The sequence below is a fragment of the Mycobacterium sp. genome (assembly GCF_025933915.1).
Classification (GTDB): domain Bacteria; phylum Actinomycetota; class Actinomycetes; order Mycobacteriales; family Mycobacteriaceae; genus Mycobacterium.
The window spans coordinates 1-8,521 of the sequence record NZ_JAICZA010000175.1 but is presented as its reverse complement, the minus strand read 5'-3'; the positions used below and the strand labels follow the sequence as shown (position 1 = coordinate 8,521).

General features: G+C 66.6%; 9 protein-coding genes. 5 read left to right on the top strand and 4 right to left on the bottom strand.

Features of this window, described 5'->3' with window-relative positions; genetic code table 11:
* Positions 1-45: 45 nt before the first annotated feature.
* The 3 genes from Q0W90_RS20945 to Q0W90_RS20935 all read left to right on the top strand — a co-directional run bounded on the left by Q0W90_RS20945 (position 46) and on the right by Q0W90_RS20935 (position 1,926).
* The gene (locus Q0W90_RS20945; protein ID WP_297699056.1) at positions 46-519 is read left to right on the top strand and encodes an SRPBCC family protein; all 474 of its coding nucleotides are present in this window, start codon (positions 46-48) and stop codon (positions 517-519) included.
* A gap of 91 nt (positions 520-610) precedes the next feature.
* Positions 611-1,381 (top strand): VOC family protein, encoded by a 771-nt coding sequence (locus Q0W90_RS20940; protein WP_297776327.1) that lies wholly within the window; start codon positions 611-613, stop codon positions 1,379-1,381.
* A gap of 110 nt (positions 1,382-1,491) precedes the next feature.
* Complete coding sequence (locus Q0W90_RS20935) at positions 1,492-1,926, top strand: hypothetical protein (protein ID WP_297595725.1); 435 nt, start codon at positions 1,492-1,494, stop codon at positions 1,924-1,926.
* A gap of 4 nt (positions 1,927-1,930) precedes the next feature.
* Here the strand turns inward: Q0W90_RS20935 and Q0W90_RS20930 are convergent, their stop codons facing one another.
* The 3 genes from Q0W90_RS20930 to Q0W90_RS20920 are packed head-to-tail and all read right to left on the bottom strand — an operon-like array spanning position 1,931 to position 5,156.
* Positions 1,931-2,419, bottom strand: a complete 489-nt coding sequence (locus Q0W90_RS20930) for a VOC family protein (protein WP_297776325.1) — start codon at positions 2,417-2,419, stop codon at positions 1,931-1,933.
* Positions 2,419-3,933: a carotenoid oxygenase family protein gene (locus tag Q0W90_RS20925; RefSeq protein ID WP_297699061.1), complete on the bottom strand. Its 1,515-nt coding sequence runs from the start codon at positions 3,931-3,933 to the stop codon at positions 2,419-2,421. Before Q0W90_RS20925 ends, Q0W90_RS20930 begins: the two co-directional genes overlap by 1 nt.
* Entirely contained in the window at positions 3,933-5,156 is a 1,224-nt protein-coding gene (locus Q0W90_RS20920; protein ID WP_297699063.1) for an acetyl-CoA acetyltransferase, read from the bottom strand. The genes Q0W90_RS20925 and Q0W90_RS20920 overlap by 1 nt, the downstream gene beginning before the upstream one ends.
* 847 nt (positions 5,157-6,003) lie before the next feature.
* Here Q0W90_RS20920 and Q0W90_RS20915 point away from each other — a divergent pair.
* Together Q0W90_RS20915 and Q0W90_RS20910 are read left to right on the top strand one after the other, a co-directional pair.
* Positions 6,004-7,539, top strand: a complete 1,536-nt coding sequence (locus Q0W90_RS20915; protein WP_297595729.1) for a DUF4185 domain-containing protein — start codon at positions 6,004-6,006, stop codon at positions 7,537-7,539.
* A 47-nt stretch (positions 7,540-7,586) separates the two neighbouring features.
* Positions 7,587-7,973 carry a hypothetical protein gene (locus tag Q0W90_RS20910; protein ID WP_297595730.1) on the top strand — a complete coding sequence of 129 codons (387 nt, stop codon included), beginning with the start codon at positions 7,587-7,589 and terminating at the stop codon, positions 7,971-7,973.
* Positions 7,974-8,019: 46 nt separating this feature from the next.
* Here Q0W90_RS20910 and Q0W90_RS20905 read toward each other — a convergent pair whose 3' ends face one another.
* A complete protein-coding gene (locus Q0W90_RS20905) occupies positions 8,020-8,238 on the bottom strand; it encodes a hypothetical protein (protein WP_297595731.1) in 219 nt (72 codons plus the stop codon).
* Between the last annotated feature and the right edge of the window lie 283 nt (positions 8,239-8,521).

Below are 8,521 nucleotides of genomic sequence, written 5' to 3'. Positions count from 1 at the left end.
AAGGCCACCGGCGCTGCGGACACGGGCGACCAGCAGAACTGAGCCATGGCCAAGCTTTCCGGATCCATCGATGTCCCGCTGCCACCCGAGGTGGCCTGGCGGCATGCCTCCGACCTGTCCCGCTACAAGGACTGGCTGACCATCCACCGGGTGTGGCGCAGCACATTGCCCGACGAGATCGAAAAGGGCTCGGTCGTCGAGTCGATCGTCGAGGTCAAGGGCATGCACAACCGGATCAAATGGACGGTGGTGCGCTACAAGCCGCCCGAGGGCATGACGCTCGACGGCGACGGCGTCGGCGGCGTCAAGGTCAAGCTGATGGCCAAGATCCAGCCCAAAGAGGACGGCTCCGTCGTCAGCTTCGACGTGCACCTCGGCGGCCCGGCGCTGTTCGGCCCGATCGGCATGATCGTCGCCGCCGCACTGCGCGGCGACATCAACCAATCGCTGGGGAACTTCGTCACGGTGTTCACCAGAGCCGACCCGGGCACGAACGGAGACGGCGGGGCTCATCGCTGATCGCCTGCGCCGATGAGTTTTCGGCCCGGCGGCAGTCGATAGTGGTGAACCCCCTTTTTCCCGGGGCCAGGAAACGACCAGGGAGGTCACCGTGCCTATCCGTGACAGCGCCCCGCTGGGCGCGCCATGCTGGATCGATCTGACCACATCCGACGCCGCCCGCGCCCAGGAGTTCTACGGCACGGTCTTCGGTTGGACGTTCGAATCCGCCGGACCCGAGTACGGCGGATACGTCAACGTCGCCAAGGACGGCCATCCCGTCGCCGGCATCATGGCCAACCGCCCCGAAGCCGAGTCGCCGGACCACTGGGCCACCTACTTCCACACCGCCGACATCGACACCACACTGTCCGCGGCGACCCGGGCGGGCGGTTCGGTGTGCATGGCGATGGAGGTGCCCGCCAAGGGCCACATGGGCCTGGTGACCGACCCCGCGGGCGCGACGTTCGGGTTGTGGCAGCCGTCGGAGCACCGAGGTTTCGAGCTCATCGGGGCGCCCGGCGCCCCGGTCTGGCACCAACTGACCACCCGCGACTACCGGGCGGCGCTCGACTTCTACCGCAATGTCCTCGGCTGGCGGACCGAGCCCGTGTCCGATACCGACGAATTCCGGTACACCACAGCGTGGTTCGGCGACGAGCAATTGCTCGGCGTGATGGACGGCGCCGCGATCTTGCCGCAGGGCATCCCGTCGAACTGGGTGATCTTCTTCGGCGCCGAAGACGTCGACAAGACCCTGCGAGCGATCACCGGCAACGGCGGCGCGGTGGTGCGCGACGCCGAGGACACCCCGTATGGACGGCTGGCCGCCGCGAGCGATCCGACGGGCGCCCTCTTCAACCTGTCGTCGGTGCAGGCCTGACGCCCCGGATGGCGGGCGAGGCGCCGGCGTGTCCGGCGACAACGGCGGCGCCACGCGAGCGCGGCGCTCGCTGACCCGGGCCGGCGCTGCAGTCGGTTAACCTCGCTACCATGACTCGCCGACTGCGCCCCGGTTGGCTGGTGGCGTTTTTCGCCGTGGTGGTTTCGGCCAGCGTGTGGCTGCCGTGGCTGAGGACCGCTGTCAACGGCGGGGGCTGGGCGAACGCCATCGGAGGCGCCCACGGCAACTTGGAACTCCCCCGGGGGTTCGGTCCCGGTCAGCTCATCGTGCTGCTGGCCTCGACGCTGTTGGTGGCCGGCGCAATGCTGGGCCGTGGCCTGTCGGTAAAGACCGCTTCGGTTGCCGCACTGTTGATTTCGTTGCTCATCGTGGCGCTCACGGTGTGGTATTACCAGCTCAACGTCAACCCGCCGGTGTCGGCCGAATACGGCCTCTACGTCGGTGCGGGCGCAGCGGTGTGCGCCGTCGTATGCTCGATCGCCGCCGTGATCGCGGCGTTGACTTCCGGCCGGTCGGGGCGCTGAGCCGTCAGGACGACGGGAACTCGTGCTTCCCCGAGGCGGCGCTGTTGTCGGGCTCGTTGACGCCGAATACGAAGGGCACGAACACGATTTCGCGCCCATCGGGGTCGCGATAGGTCGCCGCACCCGTCGCCGCCCAGTAGGGATGCTGGTCCACGGGTTCGACGCCCGCGGCGAGCAGCCGGGCAAGGGCCGCCTGCTGCGCCTGTGGGTCGGGAAAGTACAGGCAGAGCTGTTCGTGGTGGTCCACCGCGACGGCGTCGACGGCCTCGACGATCTCCATGGTGAGGTTCCAGCTGGGTAACCCGAAGATCGCGCCGTTGCTGCCGTAGCTGTCCTCGAACGTTTCATAGAGCGGCAGCCCCACCAGATCGCGGTAGAACCGCACGGTTTCCCCGAAGTGCGAGGAGCGGCGCGCAAAACGGATGGCGCCGATCGGCGCCAACCGCGCCGGCCAGTGCGTCGTGCGGTGATGCTTGTGCTGGCCGGCGCTCATCACAATCCGATGGCGTGCGCGGCCGAGTCGGCGCTGCCCCAGCGCCGCAACTCGGACCCGGGTGCCCATGTCGAGTGCGTGCCGCTGGAAATACGTTCCGGAAGTTGGAGTTTGCACACCGGACCGTCGCCGACGCGGGCGGCGTCGAACACCAGGCAATACGAGGCGTCGGTGTTCATGTCGGTGGTCAGCGTGACCAGGTAGCCGTCGTCTTCGGCAGTGCCGCCGACGCGCGGCGCCATCGCGGTCTCGCTGCCGTAGACGCTATCCCCGAACGAGAACCCCTCTTCGGTCCCGGTGAGCAGGTCGTGTTTGACCAGGCCGTCGAACAAGAACCAGCCGGGCCTGCCGGTGGCGGCATAGGCGTAGCGGTAGTCGGTGGCCGCGTAGTCGGGGTTAATGGTCCCGAACTCGGTGATGGATTCCGAAAGCTGCTCTTCGCTCACCGCGCCGGTGACCAGGTTGAGGCGCCACCGATGCAGCCGAGCCTGCAGGCGATCCAGGGCCAGGAAGCGAAACAGCTTGTCCCACTTGGTCCCACCGGTATCCAGCGGCGACGGATCGCCCTCGAAGAAGCCGTCGAGGACGATCTCGTCGCCAACCTCGTAGGCGTTGGTGAAATGCAGCACGAACGTGGGGTCGGTCTCGAACCAGCGAATGTCCTCGGTCCCGCCGCGGCGCGGGATCACCGCGAACCGCGACGGGATGTCGGGGTAGAAGCGCGGCAGATGCACGTCGTGCTCGAGCAGCTGGGGATCCCAGAACAGCGGGAAATCGTTGAGGATGGCGTAGTTTTCGGTGAACGCCATGTCGTGGGGGAGACGCGGCCCGGGCAGCGGGATGTCGACGTAGTGGCACAGCTCGTTGCGCTCGTCGACGACACCGTAATGCATGTACGGGTCTTGCTTGCTGTAGTTGAAGAACAGCAGCTCCCCGGTTTTGTTGTCCACCTTGGGATGTGCGGACACACCCCACCCGACCGGGAAGCGCCCGTTCCAGGCCTCCTTGCCGAGGGTTTCGGCCGAGTACGGATCGAGTCGGTACAGGTCGCCGCACTGGTAGAAACTGGTCAGCGCGATACCGCGGTGCACGATGACGTCGGTGCTCGACGCGTCCTTCATCCGGGTTCGCGCGCCCCACCCGTGCTGGCGCTGGGCCAGTTGCACGGGCTCGGCCAGACCCGGCCACAACGGCCCACCGGCCTCGTTCTCGGCCAGGAACCCGTCCGTGCGGATAAAACGGTTGCGGTAGAAGGCCTTTCCGTCCCGGAAGCCGACCACGTGCACCATGCCGTCGCCATCAAACGGGTGGTAGGTCTTCAGCGCGGGGTGTAGCGGGTTTTCGGTGTTGCGCAGGTAGATGCCGTCCAGGTCGCGGGGGATTTCGCCGTCGACGGCGACCAGATCGTCGGCGTCCCACTCGGTGGTCTGCGGGCGCCACGGTCCCGTCCGGTAGGGGTGGTCGTCGTCCTCGGGCAGGGTGGACAGGAACTTGCCGACGATCTCGACATCCATCAGCAGAGGCCTTTGCTGACAACGAAACTCACGGTGGTGGCGGTGCTGCCGCCGAAATTGAGGGTGCCGAAGGTTTGCGCGCCGTCGACCTGATAGTCGCCGGCTGCGCCACTGACCTGCTTGGCCGCGTCGAGCAGCATCCGCACACCGGAGGCGCCCACCGGGTGTCCGCCGCCGATCAGTCCGCCGCTGGGGTTGATCGGCAGCCGGCCCCCGATCTCGATCTCGCCGTTTTCGACGGCCTTCCACGACTCGCCCGGACCGGTCAACCCGATGTGGTCGATGGCCAGGTACTCGCTGGGGGTGAAGCAGTCGTGGACCTCGAACCCGTCGACGTCGTCGAGGCTGCGCCGCGCGCGGCGCAGCGCGTCGAGCACCGCGGCCCGCACATGCGGCAGCACGTACGGATCTTCGGCCGCGCGGTCCAGCTTCTGCCGCAGACCCAGCCCGACGGTGCGATGGCCCCAGCCATCGATGCGACCGACCGGGTGCGCATCCGGATGATCGCGCAGATAGGCGTCGTTGACGAGCACCAATCCCGCTCCGCCATCGGTCATTTGACTGCAGTCGAAGCGTCGCAGCCGGCCCTCGGTGATCGGGTTGGCCGCGTCATCGTCGGTGATGGGATCGGGGACGGTCCACCCACGGGTCTGGGCATTGGGGTTGCGCCGTGCGTTGGCGAAGTTGAGCTGGGCGATGGCCCGCAGGTGCGCGTCGTCCAGTCCGTAGCGCCGGTCGTATTCCTCGGCCACCTGGGCGAACATGGATGGCCACAGGTAGCGCGCGTCGGCCCCCTCGTGGCCAGTCCATGCCGCGGCCCCCAAATGCTGCGCGGCGGTGTCGCCGGGAACCGTTTTCTCCAGCTCGATCCCCACCACCAGCGCGGTGTCGTAGGCGCCCGATCGCAGATCGGCCATCGCGGCCAGCGCCGCCACACTGCCGGAGGCGCACGCGGCTTCGTGTCGCGACGCCGGGGTGTCCCAGAGGCCGTCGCAAACCGTGGCCGGCATCGCCCCGAGCTGGCCCTGTCGGGCGAACATCTCGCCGAAGGCGTTGCCGACGTGCACCACCCCGATGTCGGCGGCGTCCATCTTGGCCGAGGCCAGCGTGGCGCCGATGACCTCGGCGGTCAACGCGGCGAAGTCGTGGCCTTCCTTGGTGAGGTTGCGAGCAAAATCGCTTTGGTAACCGCCGAGAATCCACACATCGGTCGACCGATCCATACGCCGACGGTACCCCTGGACGACCGGGTTGTTGAGGCCCCTTTGGGGGCCGGGTGCCGGACCGGAGGAAGTCCCCGGCAGGACCAAAAGGGCGGCCCCGTCGGCTCTCGGGCTGAACCGACGGGACCTAGGCGGGCGCGAAGGCCGGCCGACGCGCGCGCCTACTATTGGATCATTGCCCCCGATGGGTGCCGACAAACATGCGGCCTCAATCTCTTTGACGTCGGCGCGCCGATGGCACCGGTCGAAGTTGACGACGATTCACGCTTTCCGGGTGCGCGCAGAGCGCGCGGGGATGCCACCGGCTGGAAGCCTGAGCTGCGGTGATGAGGTGCGCTTGCGCGGGTGCGGAGCCGGGCGGCACAACGATGGGGCCAAGCCGCAACATGGCTTCCGAAGCCTGCGGCGCGAGCCGATATACGCACTCGCGGGCCGTTCGTTTGGCGGCCGTCCAGCAAAGTAGCCGAAACCTTGGCGGCGGCTCGCCACAATCTCGGCGCCTCCCGCGATCGCAGGTAAGCGGCGCCGGTTCGTCGCGGCCAGCCGACACCCGCGCGACTCGGCACTCGGGCGGCGTCGGTCCGCGGTCCATCGTGACACCTGTGGATTGCCAGCCAGTTCAACCGGCCGCGGCGACGGCAAACCGATAAAACTTTTCCATCTGGGTATATCGATTGTCAGCTAATTATTTGAAAGGCGGATTCGGCCGGGACGCGCTGCGTTGCGACACGGTCACGGATGCATACCTATCGGCTCATCATTGGTCACATATGCCCCGCAGGTCACTATCGTCACATGAGCCAACTACGGACGTCAACGCGGTGTCCTGCCCCTCGAAAGGTGTTACATGTCGGCGATTCTTCGAAGTGTGTCGCTATCGATGGCGTCGGCGGCCGCTATCGGATTCGTCCTTGTGGTGGGGCCCGCGCCTACTGCGAACGCCACACCGTGTGGCGCTCCCGAAGCGAACGTCGAACCTCCCGCCGCGCAGCCGGCCATGCCCGCGCCGCAGCCGGTCGTTCAGCCGCCGACCGGGCGCAGGCCCACTCACACGAATGACCAGGCGCCGCTACCGAGGCTGGGTCCGCTGATCTCCTCGTTGCTCAAGCCGGCGACTCCGGGGCAGCGCTACTCCGCGCCGGTGCATCCGCGAGCCGAGGGGCCGACGCCCGGACCCGGACCCTCCGCACCGCTGCAACAGCAAGCCGAGGTGTTGCCGCCGGGACCCAACCCCCCCGCGCCCGCGGTTCCGCAACCGCCGAATGCCAACCCGCTGCGGCCGAACGCCGCCCCGATGCCCGCGCCGCAGCCCGAGCCGGGGCCGCCGCCTCCTTCGATCGCGGGCGCCCCGACCTCGCTCGTCGACTGGGTGACCGGACCGGACGGGCCCAACAAAACGCTGCAACGCTTCGGTATCTCCGGCACCGACCTCGGGATTGCTTGGGACAACGGCGATCCCGCCAACCGTCAGGTGCTGATGGCCTTCGGTGACACCTTCGGCTATTGCAAGGTGCACGGTCAACAGTGGCGCTACAACACGTTGTTCCGCAGCAACGATCGCGATCTGTCCAAGGGAATCCACATCGCCGATGGCGTGCCGAACGACAAGTATTCCGGCTCACCGGTGTGGGCGCCCGGACTTTCCAAACAGGTCGTCAACACCATCCACAAGGCGGCGCACGAGACGGGAATCATTCCGACTGCGGCGATGTCCATGGGCAGAACCCAGTACATGAGCTACATGTCCATCCGTCAGTGGGGCCGTGACGGCGAATGGTCGACGAACTATTCGGCGATCGCCCGGTCCAACGACAACGGCCAGAACTGGGGGGTTTTCCCGACCAGTATTCGTACGGCGTCTGGGGATGCCATTCCGGGGGCTGGGTTTACACCTGGAAATGAGAATTTCCAGATGGGCGCGTTCTTGAAGGGTAACGACGGTTACGTCTACCAATTCGGGACTCCGTCGGGACGTGGCGGTGCGGCATTCCTGTCGCGCGTTCCACCGAATCAATTACCCGATCTGACCAAGTACCAATACTGGAACGGCGACAACGGCGGTCATTGGGTCGCGAACAATCCGGGCGCGGCGACGCCGATTTTCCCGGGGCCGGTGGGCGAGATGTCGGCCCAGTACAACAGCTATCTCAAGCAATACCTGGTGCTCTACACCGACGGCGGCAGCAACGACGTCATCGCAAGGACCGCCCCGACGCCGCAGGGACCGTGGAGTCCCCCGCAACCGCTGGTGTCCTCGTTCCAAATGCCCGGCGGCATCTATGCGCCGATGATCCATCCGTGGTCGTCGGGACGGGACCTGTATTTCAACCTGTCGCTGTGGTCGGCGTACGACGTGATGCTGATGCACACGGTGCTCCCGTAAAAACGTCGCCGTCGAAGATACGATGGCCTAGTGAGAGGAGGGCGACGATGATCGCCTTGGAGTATCACGACAATTGTTGCGGCCTCGCCGACCCGCTCACTCCTCTCGCCGCGGCGGCGTTAGCCGACGATGTGCCCACCTCATCGGCGGGCGAACTCTCCCCACGGGAGAACATCGACGGCACGGATGCCCACACGGTGTTCGATGGGCACCGCCCGGATTTCTGGACCGTGGGCAGGCCGGGGCTTCGGGACATCGAGGTATGCATCGAGAGCACCCGCGCGGACGGCGCGATCAGTCTGGGCCTGGTGGTCAACGGATTGGACTGCAGTGGGCTCCCCATTGACCAGGCGCTTTCGCTCGCAGACGCCCGGGGGGATGCGGGCGTCTGCGGCGTTAGCTGCCGGGGAGGCGGACACCTCAAAGCCAGTTAGTCAGCGGCTGAGGGGTTTTCGCGGAGGTGACGTCACGGGTTACCGGTCACGGCGGCGGCAGTGGAATCCACCGCTTGCCATCCGTTGTCCATCCGCACGGCAGGTAGTTCCAATGCGCGGGCGGATTGGGGTCGAAACTCAGGCACTTCGGTGCGTAGAACGGAGGGGCCGGAGGAGGCGGTGCCGGCTGGTTCTCGGCGTGTGCGGTCGCCCCGCTGAGCATCAAGGCCCCAACGGCCGTCAGTGTTGCGACTAGCTTCCGCATCGCAGGCTCGGCAAGTGTTATGCCCCAACGAAGCGCCGGTCGCTACGTTTCTTCCGTCACGCGCACGGTATCGATGTTAGTCCTCATCTCTGCGCTTGGTGGGACTTGATCGCATCGGTTTGGGTGCCCGAGGGCGTTCCCGCGGTCGGGATCCCTAAACATCGGGTCACAAAAATTAAAGTACGATTGTGATCTGTATCCGGCTGGTTGGAGAAGTTGTTGTGGCGTAGACGCCGCGCGAGCGGGAGCACTGCGGTGAGGGTCCTCGACACGGGCCCGTCTT